General features: G+C 70.3%; 16 protein-coding genes. 10 read left to right on the top strand and 6 right to left on the bottom strand.

The genetic code is table 11. The features are described 5' to 3' along the window. The 3 genes from ACWELJ_RS27585 to ACWELJ_RS27575 form a co-directional block, all read left to right on the top strand. Positions 1-777 (top strand): aminotransferase-like domain-containing protein (locus tag ACWELJ_RS27585; RefSeq protein WP_452369042.1); only part of this gene is annotated, 777 nt, incomplete at its 5' end. Further along, positions 774-1019 (top strand): DUF2630 family protein, encoded by a 246-nt coding sequence (locus ACWELJ_RS27580; RefSeq protein ID WP_357280742.1) that lies wholly within the window; start codon positions 774-776, stop codon positions 1017-1019. The genes ACWELJ_RS27585 and ACWELJ_RS27580, both read left to right, overlap by 4 nt. Before the next feature lie 62 nt (positions 1020-1081). After that, positions 1082-2695, top strand: coding sequence for a carboxylesterase/lipase family protein (locus ACWELJ_RS27575; protein ID WP_452369041.1), 1614 nt, complete (start codon positions 1082-1084; stop codon positions 2693-2695). A gap of 6 nt (positions 2696-2701) precedes the next feature. On the opposite strand, the gene ACWELJ_RS27570 is transcribed toward ACWELJ_RS27575, so the two are convergent. Together ACWELJ_RS27570 and ACWELJ_RS27565 are read right to left on the bottom strand one after the other, a co-directional pair. Next, positions 2702-3952 carry a hypothetical protein gene (locus tag ACWELJ_RS27570; protein ID WP_452369040.1) on the bottom strand — a complete coding sequence of 417 codons (1251 nt, stop codon included), beginning with the start codon at positions 3950-3952 and terminating at the stop codon, positions 2702-2704. A 60-nt stretch (positions 3953-4012) separates the two neighbouring features. Further along, positions 4013-4774, bottom strand: coding sequence for a crotonase/enoyl-CoA hydratase family protein (locus ACWELJ_RS27565; RefSeq protein WP_452369039.1), 762 nt, complete (start codon positions 4772-4774; stop codon positions 4013-4015). A 112-nt stretch (positions 4775-4886) separates the two neighbouring features. On the opposite strand from ACWELJ_RS27565, the gene ACWELJ_RS27560 reads away from it, so the two are divergent. Both ACWELJ_RS27560 and ACWELJ_RS27555 read left to right on the top strand, forming a co-directional pair. Next, positions 4887-5516, top strand: coding sequence for a TetR/AcrR family transcriptional regulator (locus tag ACWELJ_RS27560; RefSeq protein WP_452369038.1), 630 nt, complete (start codon positions 4887-4889; stop codon positions 5514-5516). 12 nt (positions 5517-5528) lie between these two features. Continuing rightward, entirely contained in the window at positions 5529-7151 is a 1623-nt protein-coding gene (locus ACWELJ_RS27555) for an acyl-CoA dehydrogenase family protein (RefSeq protein WP_452369037.1), read from the top strand. Positions 7152-7178: 27 nt separating this feature from the next. On the opposite strand, the gene ACWELJ_RS27550 is transcribed toward ACWELJ_RS27555, so the two are convergent. Beyond that, positions 7179-7370 (bottom strand): DNA-binding protein, encoded by a 192-nt coding sequence (locus ACWELJ_RS27550; protein ID WP_452369036.1) that lies wholly within the window; start codon positions 7368-7370, stop codon positions 7179-7181. Positions 7371-7450: 80 nt separating this feature from the next. On the opposite strand from ACWELJ_RS27550, the gene ACWELJ_RS27545 reads away from it, so the two are divergent. From ACWELJ_RS27545 to ACWELJ_RS27535, 3 genes are all read left to right on the top strand, one after another. Then, the gene (locus tag ACWELJ_RS27545; protein ID WP_452369035.1) at positions 7451-8833 is read left to right on the top strand and encodes a DUF1731 domain-containing protein; all 1383 of its coding nucleotides are present in this window, start codon (positions 7451-7453) and stop codon (positions 8831-8833) included. 89 nt (positions 8834-8922) lie between these two features. Then, positions 8923-10500 carry a cytochrome bc1 complex cytochrome b subunit gene (gene qcrB, locus ACWELJ_RS27540; protein WP_452369034.1) on the top strand — a complete coding sequence of 526 codons (1578 nt, stop codon included), beginning with the start codon at positions 8923-8925 and terminating at the stop codon, positions 10498-10500. Next, complete coding sequence (locus ACWELJ_RS27535; RefSeq protein WP_452369033.1) at positions 10497-10733, top strand: hypothetical protein; 237 nt, start codon at positions 10497-10499, stop codon at positions 10731-10733. Before qcrB ends, ACWELJ_RS27535 begins: the two co-directional genes overlap by 4 nt. On the opposite strand, the gene pcrA is transcribed toward ACWELJ_RS27535, so the two are convergent. Then, on the bottom strand, positions 10734-13211 hold the full coding sequence (gene pcrA, locus ACWELJ_RS27530; protein WP_452369032.1) for a DNA helicase PcrA: 2478 nt from the start codon (positions 13209-13211) through the stop codon (positions 10734-10736). A gap of 364 nt (positions 13212-13575) precedes the next feature. Between pcrA and ACWELJ_RS27525 the strand changes: the two genes are divergently transcribed. Continuing rightward, the gene (locus ACWELJ_RS27525) at positions 13576-13884 is read left to right on the top strand and encodes a chorismate mutase (protein ID WP_357091322.1); all 309 of its coding nucleotides are present in this window, start codon (positions 13576-13578) and stop codon (positions 13882-13884) included. A gap of 204 nt (positions 13885-14088) precedes the next feature. Here ACWELJ_RS27525 and ACWELJ_RS27520 read toward each other — a convergent pair whose 3' ends face one another. After that, positions 14089-15540 (bottom strand): NAD-dependent succinate-semialdehyde dehydrogenase, encoded by a 1452-nt coding sequence (locus ACWELJ_RS27520; RefSeq protein WP_452369031.1) that lies wholly within the window; start codon positions 15538-15540, stop codon positions 14089-14091. Positions 15541-15649: 109 nt separating this feature from the next. Between ACWELJ_RS27520 and pgi the strand changes: the two genes are divergently transcribed. Further along, on the top strand, positions 15650-17290 hold the full coding sequence (gene pgi, locus ACWELJ_RS27515) for a glucose-6-phosphate isomerase (RefSeq protein WP_452369030.1): 1641 nt from the start codon (positions 15650-15652) through the stop codon (positions 17288-17290). A 71-nt stretch (positions 17291-17361) separates the two neighbouring features. Here pgi and ACWELJ_RS27510 read toward each other — a convergent pair. Then, a partial coding sequence (locus tag ACWELJ_RS27510) for a M23 family metallopeptidase (RefSeq protein WP_452369029.1) occupies positions 17362-18079 on the bottom strand: 718 nt, incomplete at its 5' end.

The following is an 18079-nucleotide window of genomic DNA, read 5'->3' as shown; positions in this document are numbered from 1 at the left end:
GGGGCGTTCCGGGCGGCGGGCGCGCGCCTGGCGCCGGTGCCGGTCGATGCGGGCGGACTGTGCGTCGACCGGCTGCCCGAGCACGCCCGCATGGTGTATTGCACTCCCGCGCACCAGTTTCCGCTCGGTGCGCGGATGCCCGCGGCGCGCCGGGTGCGGCTCGTCGAATTCGCGCGCCGCACCGGAGCCCTGGTGATCGAGGACGACTACGACGGCGAATTGCGCTACGACACCGCGCCGCTGCCGCTGCTGGCCACCCTCGCCCCGGACGTGGTCGTGCACCTGGGCACCACCAGCAAGATCCTCACGCCCACCCTCGGAACCGGCTGGCTGGTGGCCGATCCCGCCGTCACCGAGGCCGTGCTCGCCCACCGCGAACTCACCGGCACCAGCCCCTCGCCCGCCGGGCAGCAGGTGGCGGCCGAACTCGCCCGCGCGGGCGACCTGGCCCGGCACCTGCGTCGCCTGCGCCGCGACATGCCCGCCCGCCGCGCGCTCGTCCTGGCGGAACTGCGCCGCCACGGTCTGGAGGTGCGCGGCGACGACGCGGGTTCCCACGTCTACGTCCCCCTCGCGAGCGCGGAGCAGGAGGATCGCGCGATCGCCGCCGCCCGCGAGAACGGCGTCTACCTGGACGGCCTGTCCCGCCACCACACCGGCCCCCGGCATACCTTCGGCATCGCCCTCGGCTACGCCGCCCTGCCCGCGGCGGACCTGCCCGGCGCGGTCCGATTGGCCGGAAACGCGCTGGCCCGGGTCGTACAGTGGACCGCATGACCGAAAAGGACATCCACGCCCGCATCAAGGAACTCGTGGATCGCGAGCACGAGCTGCGCGCCCAGACCACCGGCGGCGAACTCGACCCGGAGGCCGAACGCCGCCAGCTCGCCGAGATCGAGGTCCAGCTCGACCAGTGCTGGGACCTGCTCCGCCAGCGCCGCGCCCGCCTCGACCAGGGCCGCAACCCCGACGAGGCCCAGCCCAACTCCGCCCGCCAGGTCGAGGGCTACCTCCAGTAGCCACCCGGAACCCGCGCCGCCGGGACCGCCCAGGACGAGCGGTCCGGGTCTACCCTTTTCCAATGGTGGCAACCACAGACATCACGACCGCGGACGGGGTGGTTCGCGGAATCCGGGGCCGCCGCGTCTCACGCTGGCGGTCCATTCCCTTCGCCGCACCGCCGGTCGGCGACTTGCGTTTCCGGGCTCCGCAACCGGTGCGGCCGTGGACCGGGGTGCGCGATGCGACCGAGTTCGGCTATGCCGCAATGCAACACCGTGACGGGGCCCGGATCGGGCCGCGGCAGGCCCAGGCGACGGGGGAGGACTGCCTCACGCTGAACGTGGCGGCGCCGAACCCGCCCTCGGGTACGCCGCGGCCGGTGATGGTGTTCATCCACGGCGGCGGGTACATGATCGGGACCTCCGCGCTGCGACTGTATTCCGGAGCGCGGCTGGCGGCCCGCGGCGATGTCATCGTGGTGTCGGTCAACTACCGGCTCGGCGCGTTCGGCTACGTCGATTTCGGCGAATACTCCACGCCCGACCGGCGATTCGACGCCAACCTCGGGCTGCGGGACCAGGTCGCGGCCCTGGAATGGGTGCAGCGCAATATCGCGGCCTTCGGCGGCGATCCCGGCAATGTCACCATCTTCGGTGAATCCGCCGGCGCGCACGCGGTGCTGTCGCTCATGGCGACCCCCGCCGCGGCCGGACTGTTCCATCGCGGCATCGCGCAGAGCGCGCCCGCCGACTGGGCGCCGAGCCAGGCCGAGGCCCGCCTCTTCGCCCGCCGCTGTCTCGACGAACTCGGCATCGACCCCGCCGACGCCGCCACGGCGCTGACCACCGCCGGGGCCAACGACATTCGCAAGGGCGTCGACCGCGCGCTGGCCCGCGTCATGCACGAGCAGCCCGGCCTGTTCCCGGTGTCCCCGGTGGTGGACGGCGAATTCCTGCCGACCGCGCCGATCGCCGCCTTCGCCGCCGGCACCGCGCACCGGGTGCCGTTGATCCTCGGCACCAACCGCGACGAGGCCACCCTGTTCGTGCGCCTGGACGACACCCTGCCCACCACCCCCGACCGGATGCGCTGGCTGCTGCGCCACGTCGACCAGGCGCTCGATGCCGACGGCGAGGGCCCCGTCTACACCAAACTGGGCCGGACCATGCCGACCTCGGAGGAACGCCTGCACGACACGCTGTCCGAATACGACGCGGCCGTCGAATCCCGGGTCGCCGCGGCCTATCCCGGTTACCCGGGCAAGAAGGCCACCGTCCGGATGGGCGGCGACTTCACCTTCTGGCGGCCCTCGGTCCGGGTCATGGAGGCGCACAGCCGGTTCGCGCCAACCTACGCTTACCGCTACGACTTCGCCCCGCGCGCGGTCCAGCTGAGCGGTTTCGGCGCGACCCACGCCCTGGACCTGATCCCGGTGTTCGGCGCGGTGGACACGGCCATCGGCCGGGCCATGACCGCGCTCGGCGGGCATCGCGGATTCCGGTCGGTGTCCAAGCAGTTCCAGGACAACTGGCTGTCGTTCGCCCGCACCGGCGCCCCGCTCCCGGCCTGGCCCGCCTACACCGAGGAGCGGCGCGCCACCTTCGTCATCGACGCGCCCAGCCGGGTCGAATTCGATCCGGACCGCACCAAACGCCTGGCCTGGCAAGGGGTTCGGATCCCGGCGCTCACCTGAGCGGCGTCACCAGCGCGTGTACGGCAGGCCGAGCGCGGACAGTTCCGCGTCGGCCAGCGCGGTAAGCGCCGCGGCTGTCGGGATGGCGTCCGGGTCCAGGCTCACCAGTGACAACGTGTAGGTGTCGGCGATCCGGGTCAGATACCCGGACAGCCGGGTGCGCGGCAGCGCGTCGAGCCGCAATCCCGGGTGGATGGCTCGCGCCGCCACCCCGGTGCAGGCGTGCGGCCCCAATGCCAGCAGCGATTCGGGCAGATTGCCGATATTGGAGCACAGGATGTCCCGCTCGCCCGCGCCCTTGGCCAGCCGGTACGCCCAGCGGTCGGGAATGACCTGGAGCAGCTCCTCGGGGATGCCGCCGGGACTGGTCATGCGGTGCTCGTAGGCGCGGCGGGCCTGCTGCCGCAGGGACGCCGGGGTGTCGTCGCGGGCGATGGCGATCTCGGTCATGGACATGTCGTTGTCCACGCGCGGTTCGTCGCGGGTGTCGACGGGGAGGCTGGCGGCGATGGTGTCGGACTGAAATCCGCTGGCCCACAGCATTTTCGCGATCACATACACGAACAGGCTGTTGGCCGTCCCGGCGTGCGCGACGGCGACGCGATTCCAGTCCCGGGCCGGAATCTGCAGCACGGTGGCGCGGGTGGCCGGTCGGTCACCGGCCTTCCGGCCGCCCGACACCGGCTTCCGGTCGGCGTTGGGGACCGGTCGCGCCGGGATGCCGCGCCGCAGCGCGCGAGCGGTCCCGCCCAGCACGGTCGCCCACATGCCGCGCGCGTCGGCCCAATCCGAATGCCCCGCAACGGGAGCCGCGAGCGGAATGCCGGACAGCGCGTTGTCGATGGCCAGGGTCAGCGCCCGTCCGTCGGCCAGGGCGTGCGAGCAGGTCAGCGCGACCAGGCAGCCGCCGTCGTCGAGCCGTGCCGCCGAGAGCCGCCAGCCGGGCCCGGTCTCGGGGTTCAGGTCCTCGCCCTGGCGGTCGGCCCATTCCAGGATCGCGGCGACCGGGATCGGCTCGCTGGTCATGGTGAACGGGTACGCGGACTCGTTGGGCTGCCAGCGTGGCCGCGCCCCGGGCACCCGGGATCGGACCACGCGCCGGCCCAGCGGACCGGTGCGCAGATCGCGGTGCACCCGCCACAGCAGCGCCGGATGCACGGGTTCGGTGGTACGCCAGAGTCCCTGCAGGACGATCGGGGTGCCCAGACCCCGATGCGACCGCAGGAAGATCTCGTCCAGCACGCTCAGCCGATCCATCGAACGGCTAGCGTACCGATCGGTCCGGCAATGCGCTGCCGGGCGTATACGGGGCTTCCGCTACGCGCTGCTGCCGTGTCGGCCCGCGCCTGCGGCGAAACGCTGGGCCCCATCGAGTGCGCCGTCCATCAGCGCCTTCATCCCGTGGCGCAGCTCGTTGGCGATCGCCTCCGGCTCGTCGAGCCCGTTCTGCTCCAGCACCGACATCCGGTCCGAGCGCAGGCAGGTCTGCGGCAGCGCCGCCAGTTCGAGCGCGAGCTCCTCGGCGGCGCGCCGGGATTCGCCGTTCGGCACCACTCGGTTCACCAGGCCGATCTGCAGCGCCTCGGTGGCCCCGACCGCGCGGCCGGTGAGGATCAGATCCATGGCGCGGCCCTCGCCGATGACGCGCGGCAGTCGCACCGTGCCGCCGTCGATGAGCGGCACGCCCCAGCGGCGGCAGAAGACGCCGAAGGTGCTGTCCTGCTCCGCGATTCGCAGATCGCACCACAGCGCCAGCTCGATGCCGCCCGCGACCGCGTAGCCGGAGACCGCGGCGATGACCGGCTTGGACAGTTTCATGCGGGTGGGGCCCATGGGCCCGTCGCCGTCCTCGGTGACCTGGTTGGAGCGTTCGGTGCCCAGCGCCTTGAGGTCGGCGCCGGCGCAGAAGGTGCCGCCGTCGCCCCACAGCACGGCGACCGCGGCGGTGGGGTCGGCGTCGAAGTCGCGGAAGGCGTCGGCCAGGGCTTTCGCGGTGGGGCCGTCGACCGCGTTGCGGGCTCCGGGACGGTGCAGGATCACGGTGTAGACGGGGCCGTTGCGCTCCACTCGTACTGTCACGAAGGGGACGTTACGCCGTACAGGGCAGCGGCGCGAAGCGTCTCCGATGCAGGGTGGTGGTGGGTGACGGGTGGGCTTGCGTCAAGAAATGAATCAGTGGTTCACTTCTTTCATGGCCTATCGGAGAACGCCCGCTGTCCAGGCCCGCCTGGACGCTCAATCAGGGGCGATCGTGCGCGCGGCCATGACCGTGCTCTCCCGCGACGGCTTCGCCGGACTCTCCATGGCCGCCGTCGCCGCCGAGGCCGGGGTCGCGACCGGCACCGTCTACAAGAACTTCAGCGGCAAGGCCGAACTCGTCACCGCCGTCTTCCGCGAGGTCGTCACCCGCGAGGTCGACGCGGTCCGGGCGGCCGGCGCGGCGGGTGCGGGCCGCACGGCCGCGGACCGCGTCACCGCCGCCGTCGAGACCTTCGCGGGCCGCGCCCTCAAGAACCCCAAACTCGCCTACGTTCTGCTCGCCGAGCCCGTGGACGCCGCCGTCGACGCCGAACGCCTGCGCTTCCGCCGGGCCTTCGCCGAGACCTACGTGGCCGCTATCGCCGACGGCATCGCCAATGGCCAACTGCCGCCGCAGGATCCGCGCACCTCCGCCGCCGCACTGGTCGGGGCCATCGGCGAGGTGCTGGTCGGCCCGCTGTCCGAACAACTCCAGAGCGAATCGGTGCTGCCCGAACTGGTCGCCTTCGCCCTGCGCGCCCTCGGTGTTTCCCCCGAAGCCCGCGGCGTCCCCCACGAATAGGAGTCACCCGCCATGCACACCCACGACGTCTTCAACCAGGTGCCACCCATCTCCCCGTTCGACAACTCGCGCAACCCCGCGCTGATCGAGGGCCTGCACCGGGAGGGCGCGGGCTGGGCCGAGGCCGAGGTACGGGAGCTGGGCCTGCTCGCGGGCGGGGTGGAAGCCCAGGAGTGGGGCCGGGTCGCCAATGAGTACCCGCCGGTCCTGCACACCCACGACCGCTACGGCCACCGCATCGACGAGGTGGAATTCCACCCGTACTGGCACAACCTGATGGATGTCGCGGTCACCCACGGTCTGCACGGCGCGCCGTGGCGCGACGACCGGCCGGGCGCGCACACCGCCCGCGCCGCCAAGTTCTTCACCTGGGGCCTCGTCGACGCCGGGCACATGTGCCCGATCTCCATGACCTACGCCGTGGTGCCCGCACTGCGCCACAATCCGGAGCTGGCCGCGAAGTACGAGCCGCTGCTCGCCTCGCGCACTTACGATTTCGGCCTGCGCGAGCCGTCCACCAAGGCCGGTCTCATCGCGGGCATGTCCATGACCGAGAAGCAGGGCGGCTCGGATGTCCGCGCCAACACCACCACCGCCACCCCGCTGCCCGACGGCAGCTACCGCATCGTCGGCCACAAGTGGTTCACCTCGCACCCCATGGGCGATATGTTCCTCACCCTGGCCCAGGCGCCCGGCGGTCTGTCCTGCTTCCTGCTGCCCCGGGTGCTGCCCGACGGCACCCGCAACGCGCTGCGCATCCAGCGGCTGAAGGACAAGCTGGGCAACAAGTCCAACGCCTCCTCCGAACTCGAGTACGAGAACGCCATCGGCTGGCTGGTCGGCGCGGAGGGCGCGGGCGTCAAGACCATTATCGAAATGGTCAATATGACCCGCCTGGACTGCGTGATCGGCTCGGCCACCGGCATGCGCGCCGGGGTCGTCTTCGCCACCCACCACGCCCGCCATCGGGAAGTGTTCGGCAAGAAGCTCATCGACCAGCCCGCCATGCGAAACGTGCTGGCGGACCTGGTGATCGAATCCGACGCCGCCACCACCGTCATGATGCGCCTGGCCGGGGCCACCGACCGCGCCGACTCCGATCCGGCCGAGGCCGCGCTGCGCCGCATCGCGCTCGCGGTCACCAAGTACTGGGTGTGCAAACGGGCCCCCGCGCACGCGGCCGAGGCGCTGGAATGCTTCGGCGGCAACGGCTACGCCGAGGAATCCGGCATGCCGCGGCTGTACCGGGAAGCCCCGCTCATGTCGATCTGGGAGGGCTCGGGCAATGTGGCGGCGCTGGACGCGCTGCGCGCCATGGGCCGTCAGCCCGAGACCGTCGAGGCGTTCTTCAACGAGGTCAACCTGGCCCGCGGCGGCAACCGCCACCTGGACGCGGCCATCGACCGAATCGGCAAGGAGCTCACCGACTTCGCCGATATCGAATACCGGGCCCGCCGCGTGGTCGAGCTGATGGCGCTGGTGCTGCAGGGCGCGCAGCTGGTGCGGCACGGCCACCCGGCCGTCGCGGACGCCTTCTGCGAGACCAGGTTCGGCGGCGACTGGGGCATCGCGTTCGGCACCCTGCCCGCGGGGGTGGACGTGGAATCGATCATCCAGCGCGGCTACGTGGACTGACGCCGCGCCGAAGTCGAACCCGGCGGCTCAGCCGAAGTCGAGGCCCCGGGCGACCAGGGCCTCGCGCAACACCCGAATCGCCTTCGGGCCCATGCCGTGCAGGGCGAGCAGGTCGCGTTCCGGCACTCCGGCCAGCTGGTCCAGGCTCTCGTACCCGGCGGCGGCCAGCGCCCGCGCCGCCGGAGCGGAGACGCCGCGCGGCCAGATCGGATCGCTCATGACCCGAGCCTAGACCGCTGACCGTGGCTGCGACCAAGGCCACGCTTCCGGCCGCGGCCCGGCGGTTATAGCGTCGAAGTATGCCTCGTACAACGACGTACACCCAGTGGATCGACGTGTCGCCGCAGCAGCTGTGGACGGTGCTCGGGGATCCCGCCCGGCTGCCCGAATGGAATCCCGCCGTCACCGCGCTGACCCTGCACGGCGCGCCGGGCGCGGGCGTCACCGGCGACTATCTGCCGCGCGGGCGCGTCAACGGGGCGGTGCACGGGCGGCTGGCGCGACCGTTCGGGCTGTCGACCTTCGTGCCCGATCGCGAAATCACCATCGAGCAGCCCGAACCCGCGGGGACCATGCGGCTGCGCTGGGTGCTGGCGCCGCGCGACGGCGGCACCGACCTGACCCAGCAGCTCACCTTCAGCGGCGTCTCGGCGGCGGCCATGCGCACGATCGTGGGCAACCTGCTGGAGACCGACGCCCACACCTGCTTCACCCGCCTGGCCCGGCTCGCCGGACTGCGCCCGGCCACGGACGCGCTCACCGTCGTGATCGCCGGCGGCACCGGCGCGCTGGGCCGCATCCTGGCCGCCGACCTCGCCTGCCGCGGGCAGCGGGTCGTCATCCTGACCCGGCGCACCGTGCCGGAACTGCCCTACCCGCAATACGAATGGGACGGCCGCACCGTCGGTGCGTGGGCCGAAGCCCTGCGCAACCCCGGGCGCACCGCCGTGATCAATCTCGCGGGCAAGCTCGTCGACTGCCGTCCCACCCCGGCCAATGTCGCCGAACTGCGCCGCAGCCGAGTCGATTCGACCCGGGCGCTGGTGGAGGCGTCGAAGACGCTGGACCGGCCACTCGACTACTGGATCCAGGCCGGCACCACCGCCATCTGGTCCGACGCGGGGGAGACGCACTGCGTCGAGGGCACGCCCCTCCCCGAACCCGGCCTGCCGCAGATGACCGGCGTGGCCGCACCCTGGGAAGCCGCCTTCGACGGAGCCAATGCCACGCACTGGACCATCCTGCGCACGTCGATCGTCCTGGACCCGGACGCGCCCGCCCTGAAACGGCTGGCCCAGCTGACCAAACTGGGGCTGGGCGGCAGTGTCGGCGACGGCCGGCAGTGGTTCAGCTGGATCCATTTCGAGGACTGGCTGGCCATCGTGCGCGCGGGCCTGGGGCTGGACCCGCGGGTCACCCTCCCCAACGGCGTCCTCGTCGCCGCCACCGACTTCCCCGTCCGCAACAAGGAACTGATGGCCACCCTGCGCCGTCAGCTCCGTCGCCCCTGGTCGCCGCCGACCCCCGCCGCCGCCCTCACCATCGGCGCGGTCCTGCTGCGCACCGACCCGGCCCTCGGCCTCACCGGCCGCCACGCCACCTCGGAAGTGCTGCGGCACAACGGTTTCCGCTTCCGCTACCCAACCCTCGACGAGGCCCTGTCGAACCTGCTGCCGCGGTAGCCGCCGCCTGGACCACCGGGCGACTGTGATCTACGACAATCTGTCGTAATCGGCTGTCACGTTTCGGGACCCGCCGGCGTCTCATGGTCATGACCACCACCGCGAACCGCGCCGATGCCGCCGACCAGCGGTATCACCTCGCCGCGGGCCTGAAACGCTCCATCAACAAGGTGTTCCCGACGCACTGGTCGTTCCTGCTCGGCGAGATCGCGCTCTACAGCTTCATCATTCTGCTGTTGTCGGGCGTCTACCTCACCCTGTACTTCGAACCGTCCATGACCGAGGTCACCTACAACGGCGTCTACCAGCCGTTGCGGGGCGTGCGGATGTCCGCCGCCTATCGCAGCGTCCTCGACATCTCCTTCGACGTGCGCGGCGGGCTGTTCGTCCGGCAGGTACACCACTGGGCGGCCCTGCTGTTCGCGGCGTCGATGATCATCCACCTGTTCCGGGTGTTCTTCACCGGCGCGTTCCGCAAACCCCGCGAAGCCACCTGGGTGATCGGCGCGATCCTGTTGGTGTTGGCCATGTTCGAGGGCTACTTCGGCTACTCGCTGCCCGACGACCTGCTCTCCGGCACCGGCCTGCGCTCACCGCTGGGCGGCATCACCATGGCGGTCCCGGTGGTGGGCACCTGGATCCATTTCTTCCTCTTCGGCGGCGAATTCCCCGGCACCGTACTGATCCCGCGGCTCTACATCACCCACGTGCTGCTGTTCCCGGGCATCATGCTGGCATTGATCGGCGCGCACATCGCCCTGGTCTGGTATCAGAAGCACACCCAGTTCCCCGGGCCCGCCCGCACCGAACGGAATGTGGTCGGCGCGCGCATCGTCCCGGTGTTCTCGCTGGACCAGGGCGCGTTCTTCGCCTTCACCCTCGGCACCGTCGCGGTCATGGGCGGCCTGTTCCAGATCAACCCGATCTGGAACCTGGGGCCCTACAACCCCGCCCAGGTCTCGGCCGGATCCCAGCCCGACTTCTATATGATGTGGACCGACGGCCTGGCCCGGCTCATGCCGCCCTGGGAGATCTACCTGGGCCGGTACACGATTCCCGCGGCGTTCTGGGTGGCCGTGGTGATGGGCCTGGTGCTGGCGGTGATCCCGCTCTACCCGTGGATCGAGAAGCGGCTCACCGGCGACACCGCGCACCACAATCTGCTGCAGCGCCCGCGAGATGTGCCGGTGCGCACCGGGATCGGCGCCATGGCGATCGCGTTCTACCTGGTGCTCACCTTCGCCTGCGTCAACGACATCATCGCCCTGAAATTCGATGTCTCGCTCAACGCGACCACCTGGTGCTTCCGGATCGCGCTGCTGGTGGTGCCGCCGCTGGCCTACGCCGTCGCCTACCGGTTCTGCCTGGGGCTGCAGCGCGGCGACCGGGCGGTACTGGAACACGGGATCGAGACCGGGATCGTCAAGCGGCTGCCACACGGCGAGTACATCGAGGTGCATCAGTCGCTCGGGGCGGTGGAATACCAAGGCGCGCCGGTTCCGAAGAAGATGAGCAGGCTCGGGGCCGCGGGCGCGCCGGGGCTCGGCGGGTTCCTGACCGCGGATCCGGCCGCCGAGCGCGAGGCGCTCGAGGCCTCGAGTCATCATGAGAAGCGCGCGCAGCTGATGGTGCTGAAGGCGAAGCAGGACAACGGGAGTCGAGCATGAAACTCCGGGCACGCACCGGCGACGGCGAATACGGACTGCTGGTGGCCGCCGCCACCGCGTACGACCTGCGGTCCGCACGCCAGGTGCGGCAGTTGCTGCACAGCCACGGGGTGCGCGCCACGCTCGGCCCGGCGCGCATCCACCGGTGGCGAAACCTGAAGGACCACTTCCGGATCCTGGTGTTCCCCGAGGACGCCGTGCGCGCCTACGACGTCCTCAGCCGCCTCGGCTGATCAGAGTTTGGTCAGGGTCCGGCTGTAGGACGGGATCAGCCGGATCTTGCCCGCGGTGCCGAAGTCGATGGTGACGGTGGCCAGCGCGCCGAAACCCTCCGCCGCGATGACCCGGCCCAGACCGTACTTGTCGTCATTGACGCGATCGCCGACCGCCAGCACCAGGCCGGTGTTGTTGCGCTTGACCCCGGCCGCCGCCGGAGCGGGCCGGCCCTCGCCGCGGCCGCGCAGGCCGGGACGGGAATCCGACCAGCCGTCGCCGCGCGTCCAATCGCGTTCCAGGCCGTCGTCCTCGCCGCGGCGGCGGAAACCACGCGACTGCGACTGCGAGGGCGTCGGCTCCAACCGCTGCCAATCCATCAGATGGCCCGGAATCTCCTGCAGGAACCGGGATTCCGGGTTCGACACCGGCTGCCCCCAGCCCGAACGCACCACCGCGCGGGTCAGATACAGGCGCTTGCGGGCCCGGGTGATGCCGACGTAGGCCAGGCGGCGCTCCTCCTGCAGCTCCGCCGGATCGCCCAGCGCGCGCATGTGCGGGAACTGGCCGTCCTCCCAGCCGGTCACGAACACGACCGGGAACTCCAGGCCCTTGGCGGTGTGCAGGGTCATCATGGTGACCACGCCCGACCCCTCTTCGGGGATCTGGTCCGCGTCGGCCACCAGCGAGACCCGCTCCAGGAACGCCGCCAGCGACCCCGGCTCCGGCTCGCCCTCGGCCTGCTCGGGCACCAGGCCCTCCTCCCGCGCGGCCTCCAGATTGTTGCGCGCCTCGGAACTGAATTCCCGTGCGACGCTCACCAATTCGTTCAGGTTGTCCAGCCGCGCGCCGTCCTGCGGATCGTCGGAGGCCTCCAGCTCGGCGCGATAACCGGTGCGATCCAGCACGGCCTCGACGATCGAACCCACATCGGGGAAGTCCATATCGGACTGCGTCCCGGCCGCCCGAATCTCCTCCAGCAGCTCCAGGAACCCCGAGATCGCCTTCTGCGACCGGGAATTGAGCAGCGCGACCTTGCCCGCGGCGGCATCCCGCAACGCCTGCGCGAAACCGATGTTCCGCTGCTCGGCGTGCACGGCCACACACGCCTCCGCGCGATCGCCGATCCCGCGGCGCGGGGTGTTGAGCACCCGGCGCAGGCTCACCGCGTCGTCCGGATTCTCCAGCACCCGCAGGTAGGCCACGATGTCGCGGACTTCCTTGCGCTCGTAGAAGCGGACGCCGCCGACCACCTTGTAGGGCAGGCCCATCCGGATGAAGATCTCCTCCAGGGCGCGCGAATTGTTGTTGGTGCGGTAGAAGACCGCCACATCCGCGTAGTTGGCGTCGCCCTGATCCACCAGCCGGTCGATCTCGCGGGCCACGAACGAGGCCTCGTCGTGCTCGTTGTCGGCCACGTACCCGACGATCAGATCGCCGTCGCCCTGATCGGTCCACAGCTTCTTGTCGCGCCGGCCCTCGTTGCGGGCGATGACCGCGTTGGCGGCGGTCAGGATGTGCTGGGTGGAACGGTAGTTCTGTTCCAGCAGAATGGTTTCCGCGTCCGGGAAGTCGCGTTCGAACTCCTCGATATTGCGGATGGTCGCGCCGCGGAAGGCGTAGATCGACTGGTCCGCGTCACCCACCACGCACAACTCCGACGGCGGCACCCGATGCTCGGAGCCGGTGTCGGGGTCATCGCCCCACACCCCGCCGCGATGATGCCCGACCAGCTCGCGCACCAGCACGTACTGGGCGTGGTTGGTGTCCTGGTACTCGTCGACCAGCACGTGCCGGAAGCGGCGGCGGTAGTACTCGGCCACCTGCGGATGCCGCTGCAGCACCGACACCGTCTCGCCGATCAGATCGTCGAAGTCGAAGGCGTTGGCCGCGCGCAGCCGCCGCTGGTACTCGCCGTAGACCCGGGCCACGATGCGCGGCAGCTCGGCCTCCTCGGTCTCGGCGTCGGCCGCGGCCTGCGCGGCGTCGATGAGCTCGTTCTTGAGGTTCGAGATGGCGGTGGCCAGCAGGCGCGGCGTGTACTTCTTCGGGTCGATCTCGAAATCGCGGATGATCATGCCCAGCAGTCGCCGGGAATCATCGGCGTCGTAGATGGAGAAGTTGGAGTTCATCCCCGTCAGCAGCGACGCCTGGGTGCGCAGGATGCGCACGCAACTGGAGTGGAACGTCGACACCCACATGCCGGCCGCGCGCGGCCCGACCAGCCCGGCGACCCGTTCGCGCATCTCGGCGGCGGCCTTGTTGGTGAAGGTGATGGCCAGGATCTCGCTCGGCCGCGCCCCGCGGGCGTCGAGGAGGTAGGCGATACGACGGGTCAGAACCGCGGTCTTTCCAGAACCGGCCCCGGCCACGATCAGCAGCGGTGTGCCGGTGTGCATCACCGCGGCGCGCTGCTGTGGATTCAATCCTTCGAGCAACGCTCCGCCTCCCCGCGCTTGCTCGGCCTTCTGCCCGTTGTCTGCCACCGTCGTATTCATCGCCCATCCACGCTACCGGCGCGCACCGACAGTCGTCGGTCCGGATCGCACAGGTGTCCGATTAGTGCCGGTCCGGCGAACATCTAGTGAACCGTGGGGCAGGAGGAAACTCAGGAGATTCACAAACGTACCCGTTTTGCTTGGGTGCCTCCCCGTGGCAGACTCGTCCCATGACCGGCTCGACGGCGGGGCGACACACCTGTGCAACCACCGCGCATCACACCTGAGCCCGATCCCGGGGAGACAATGATTTTCCAGGGGGGACAATGTATGGCCGAAAGGTCAGATTCTTGGTGAAGAACGGACCGGTAACACGATGGGTCCACCCACCGATCGACGTTCTGGACCACGAGGAGTTGAAAGTATGAGCATCTCGACGACGGGACATTCCGAGTCTGCCACCGGCTCGGACTCCGCCCCGCTGCCCTCCGAAGCGGAGATCGAAAAGCTGCGCCTGGAGATCGACAAGCTGGACGCCGAGATCCTCGCGGCGATCAAGCGCCGCACCGAGGTCTCGCGCATCATCGGACGGACCAGAATGGCGAACGGCGGGCCCAAGCTCGTCCACTCCCGCGAGATGAAGGTGCTCGAGCGATTCAGCGAGCTGGGCCAGGAAGGCCACACCCTCGCCATGCTCCTGCTGCGGCTGGGCCGCGGCCGACTGGGGCATTGACCACTCTCCGGGGGCTCGCCCCCGAAACCGCCCGGACCTCCGCCTCGGCGAGAGTCCGTTAACGCTGAGCACTGCCCGGACCGATACAACGGGCGGTGCTGCGCGAATCGCGAGCACACACCAGCCACGCTGCATGCGGAGCCACGGATGCAGCATCCCCAGGCCGCCCCGGGTGTCTCTACCCCGGGGCGGTTCTTCGTCTTCCTAGGGCAGGGCGATGTACTTGGTGTCGAGGTACTCCTCGATGCCCTCGTAGCCGCCCTCGCGGCCGAAGCCGGATTCCTTGACGCCGCCGAAGGGCGCGGCCGGGTCGGAGATGACACCCCGGTTGACACCGACCATGCCGGTCTCCAGACCCTCGGCGACCCGCAGCGCCCGGTCCAGACTCCGCGTGTAAACGTATGCGACCAGGCCGAATTCGGTGTTGTTGGCCGCGGCCAGGCCCTCCTCCTCGGTATCGAATCCGACGATCGGGGCGACCGGGCCGAACACCTCCTCACGCAGGATGCGGGCATCGGCCGGGATGTCGGTGAGCACGGTGGCCGGATAGAACCAGCCCGCCCCGCCCGGCGCCTTGCCACCCAGCCTCACCTGCGCGCCCGCCGACACCGCGTCCTCCACCAGGTCGCTCACGGTGTCGAGCTGGTTCTCGTTGATCAGCGGGCCCAGGGTGGTGTCCGGGTCCACGCCATTGCCCAGCCGGTACTCGCCCATGGCCGCCACCAGCTTGTCGGTGAATTCCTGGCGAACCGAATTCTGGACGTGGAAACGGTTGGCCGCGGTGCACGCCTCACCGCCGTTGCGCAGCTTCGCCAGCAGCGCGCCCTGCACGGCGGCATCCAGATCGGCGTCGTCGAAGACCACGAAGGGGGCATTGCCGCCCAGCTCCATGGAGGTGCGCAGCAGCCCGTGCGCGGACTGCTCGACCAGCTTCTTGCCGACGGGGGTGGACCCGGTGAAGGTCAGCTTGCGCAGGCGCGGATCGTTGAGCAGGGGAGCGGTGACCGCGCTCGACTGCGAGGTGGTGATCACCGACAACACGCCGTCGGGCAGCCCGGCCTCGCTGCACAGCCGGGCCAGCAGCAGCATGGTCAGCGGGGTCTCGCCCGCCGGCTTCACGATCATGGTGCAGCCCGCCGCCAGCGCCGGGCCGATCTTGCGAGTTCCCATGGCCAGCGGGAAGTTCCACGGCGTGATGGCCAGGCACGGCCCGACCGGCTGCTTGTGCACCAGGATTCGACCGGTGCCGGCCGGGGCGGCCTGATACCGGCCGTGCACCCGGACCGCCTCCTCGGAGAACCAGCGGAAGAACTCGGCGCCGTAACGAACCTCATTGCGGCTCTCCGGCAGCGCTTTACCCATTTCCAGGGTCATCAGCAGCGCGAACTCCTCGGCGCGTGCGGTGATCGCCTCGAAGACCCGGCGCAGGATCTCCCCGCGCTCGCGCGCGGGGGTCGCGGCCCACTCGGCCTGGACGGCGGCCGCCGCGTCGAGGGCGCGCACGGCGTCCTCGGGGGTCGCGTCGGCCACCTGGGCGATGACCTCGCCGGTGGCCGGATTGTGGACCGGGAAGGTCGCGCCGCCGGTGGCGTCCACCGGCCCCCCGATCCAGAGCTGTGTGGGAACGGACGACAAGAGCTCAGTCTCGGACACCATGTCCGCCAGCCTATGCCTCGCCCTCGAATTTCACTCCGCGCTGGGCGAACCCCGCGCATTACCGGCTGTTACCTGCGAGTCGCAATGTGGAGGTTGTAACCTGCCGAGAGTGAGCAGCGACATCACCGCGTCGGCGGTCTGGCGGAAACTGCACGATCACCACTCCTCTCTGGCGACGCGCCATCTGCGCGAGTTCTTCGCCGAGGATCCCGAGCGCGGCCGGGAGTTGATCGTGCGGGTGGGTGACCTGCATATCGACTACTCCAAACACCGCGTCACCCGCGAAACCCTGGATCTGCTGGTCGAATTGGCGGAGACCGCCGAGATCGAGCAGCGCCGTGACGCCATGTTCGCGGGCGAGCGGATCAACACCTCCGAGGACCGCGCGGTCGGGCATGTCGCGCTGCGCGTCCCCGCCGGCGGGCACATCGACATGGACGGCGAGGACGTCGTCCCCGAGGTGCAGGACGTGCTGGAGCGGATGGGCGCGTTCACCGATGCCGTGCGCTCCGGCCAGTGGCGCGGCGCGACCGGCGAACGCATCGCCACCGTGGTGAACATCGGCATCGGCGGCTCCGATCTGGGCCCGGCCATGGTGTACCTGGCGCTGCGGCACTATGCCGACGCCGGCATCACCGCCCGCTTCGTCTCGAATGTCGATCCGGCGGACCTGGTTTCGAAGCTCGCGGGCCTCGACCCGGCGACCACGCTGTTCGTCGTCGCCTCCAAGACCTTCTCCACCCTCGAGACGCTGACCAACGCCACCGCGGCCCGCCGCTGGCTGGTGGCGGCGCTCGGCGAGGACGCGGTCGCCAAGCACTTCGTGGCGGTGTCCACGCACGCGCGGCGGGTGTCGGACTTCGGCATCGACACCGCCAACATGTTCGGCTTCTGGGACTGGGTCGGCGGCCGCTACTCGGTGGACTCGGCCATCGGCCTGTCGGTCATGGCGGTCGTCGGCAAGGAGCGGTTCGGCGAGTTCCTGGCCGGAATGCACACGGTGGACGAGCATTTCAAGAACGCGCCCCTCGCCGAGAACGCTCCCGTCCTGCTCGGCCTGCTCGGTGTCTGGTACTCGAACTTCTTCGGCGCGCAGTCCCGCGCGGTCCTGCCGTACGCCAACGACCTGGCCCGCTTTCCGGCCTACCTGCAGCAGCTGACCATGGAGTCCAACGGCAAGTCCGTGCGCGCCGACGGCAGCCCGGTCACCACCTCCACCGGCGAGATCTTCTGGGGCGAGCCCGGCACCAACGGCCAGCACGCCTTCTACCAGCTGCTGCACCAGGGGACCCGGCTGGTGCCGGCCGATTTCATCGGATTCGCCCGCCCCACCGCCGATCTGGCCACCATGGACGGCACCGGCAGCATGCACGACATCCTGATGAGCAATCTGTTCGCCCAGACCAAGGTGCTGGCCTTCGGCAAGACCGCCGAGGAGATCGCCGCCGAGGGCACCGCCCCGAACCTGGTGCCGCACAAGGTGATGCCCGGGAATCGGCCCTCCACGGCCATTCTGGCGCCCCAGCTGACCCCGTCGGTACTCGGACAGCTCATCGCGCTGTACGAGCACCAGGTCTTCACCGAGGGCGCGATCTGGGGCATCGACAGCTTCGACCAGTGGGGTGTCGAACTCGGCAAGCAGCAGGCGCTGGCGCTCGCGCCACTGCTCACCGCCGCGGAAGACCCGGAGCCGCAGGCGGACTCCTCGACGGACGCGTTGATCGGCTGGTACCGCGCCAACCGGGACTGACGGATCCGGCCCACGAAGAACGAGAAAGGCGCGTCCCGAGGGACGCGCCTTGTCGCTGATTCCGGGGGAGCTCAGTCCCTTTCGGGGCCCAGGGAGATGCCGCGGGAGGCCAGCCAGGGCAGCGGGTCGATCTTGTCGACACCGTTGAGCCAGACCTCGAAGTGGCAGTGCGGGCCGGTGGAGAACCCGCGGTTGCCGACCGTGGCGATCTGATCGCCGGCCATGACGCGCTGGCCCTGCGAGACCGTCGCGGTGTCGATGTGGCCGTAGATGGTGACCGTGCCGTCGTCGTGCAGCAGGCGGACCCACATGCCGAAACCCGAAGCGGGACCGGCCTCGAGCACGGTGCCGTCGGCGACCGCGTAGATCGGGGTGCCGATCGGGGCGGCGATGTCCACACCCTGGTGGGCGACGCCCCAGCGGATGCCGAAGCCGGAGGTGAAGGTGCCCGCGGCGGTGAACTTGGTCCACAGCGGCCGGTATTTGGACGCCTCCTGGTTGGCCATGTCGGCGGCGAACTGCTTGCCCTTGGCCAGAATGTCGTTGAACTGGTCCAGGTTCGCGGGGGCGTTCGGGTTCAGCACCTGCGGGGCGCCGGACGTGGTGTCGGACCCGCCGACCACGGAGGTCGCGGCGACCTCCTTGACCTGGTTGGCCGCCTGGTAGTCGACATTGCTGCTGTCGCTCGCCGAGGCTTCGATGGTGGCCTGTCCGGCCGCCACGACCGCACCGGCCGCGACCGCGACCACGGCCGCCCGGCCCTTGAGCGCGGCGGGCGGGGCGGGTAGG

Source organism: Nocardia sp. NPDC004582 (assembly GCF_053602115.1).
The sequence above is the reverse complement of the archived record's forward strand: the minus strand, read 5'-3'. Positions and strand labels throughout refer to the sequence as shown.

Excerpts from the sequence above, each read along its gene's own strand:
- ACWELJ_RS27580 (WP_357280742.1), top strand. The coding sequence starts at position 774 with ATGACCGAAAAGGACATCCACGCCCGCATCAAGGAACTCGTGGATCGC.
- ACWELJ_RS27575 (WP_452369041.1), top strand. The coding sequence starts at position 1,082 with ATGGTGGCAACCACAGACATCACGACCGCGGACGGGGTGGTTCGCGGA.
- ACWELJ_RS27570 (WP_452369040.1), bottom strand. The coding sequence starts at position 3,952 with ATGGATCGGCTGAGCGTGCTGGACGAGATCTTCCTGCGGTCGCATCGG.
- ACWELJ_RS27560 (WP_452369038.1), top strand. The coding sequence starts at position 4,887 with ATGGCCTATCGGAGAACGCCCGCTGTCCAGGCCCGCCTGGACGCTCAA.
- ACWELJ_RS27555 (WP_452369037.1), top strand. The coding sequence starts at position 5,529 with ATGCACACCCACGACGTCTTCAACCAGGTGCCACCCATCTCCCCGTTC.
- ACWELJ_RS27550 (WP_452369036.1), bottom strand. The coding sequence starts at position 7,370 with ATGAGCGATCCGATCTGGCCGCGCGGCGTCTCCGCTCCGGCGGCGCGG.
- ACWELJ_RS27545 (WP_452369035.1), top strand. The coding sequence starts at position 7,451 with ATGCCTCGTACAACGACGTACACCCAGTGGATCGACGTGTCGCCGCAG.
- qcrB (WP_452369034.1), top strand. The coding sequence starts at position 8,923 with ATGACCACCACCGCGAACCGCGCCGATGCCGCCGACCAGCGGTATCAC.
- ACWELJ_RS27535 (WP_452369033.1), top strand. The coding sequence starts at position 10,497 with ATGAAACTCCGGGCACGCACCGGCGACGGCGAATACGGACTGCTGGTG.
- pcrA (WP_452369032.1), bottom strand. The coding sequence starts at position 13,211 with ATGAATACGACGGTGGCAGACAACGGGCAGAAGGCCGAGCAAGCGCGG.
- ACWELJ_RS27525 (WP_357091322.1), top strand. The coding sequence starts at position 13,576 with ATGAGCATCTCGACGACGGGACATTCCGAGTCTGCCACCGGCTCGGAC.
- ACWELJ_RS27520 (WP_452369031.1), bottom strand. The coding sequence starts at position 15,540 with ATGGTGTCCGAGACTGAGCTCTTGTCGTCCGTTCCCACACAGCTCTGG.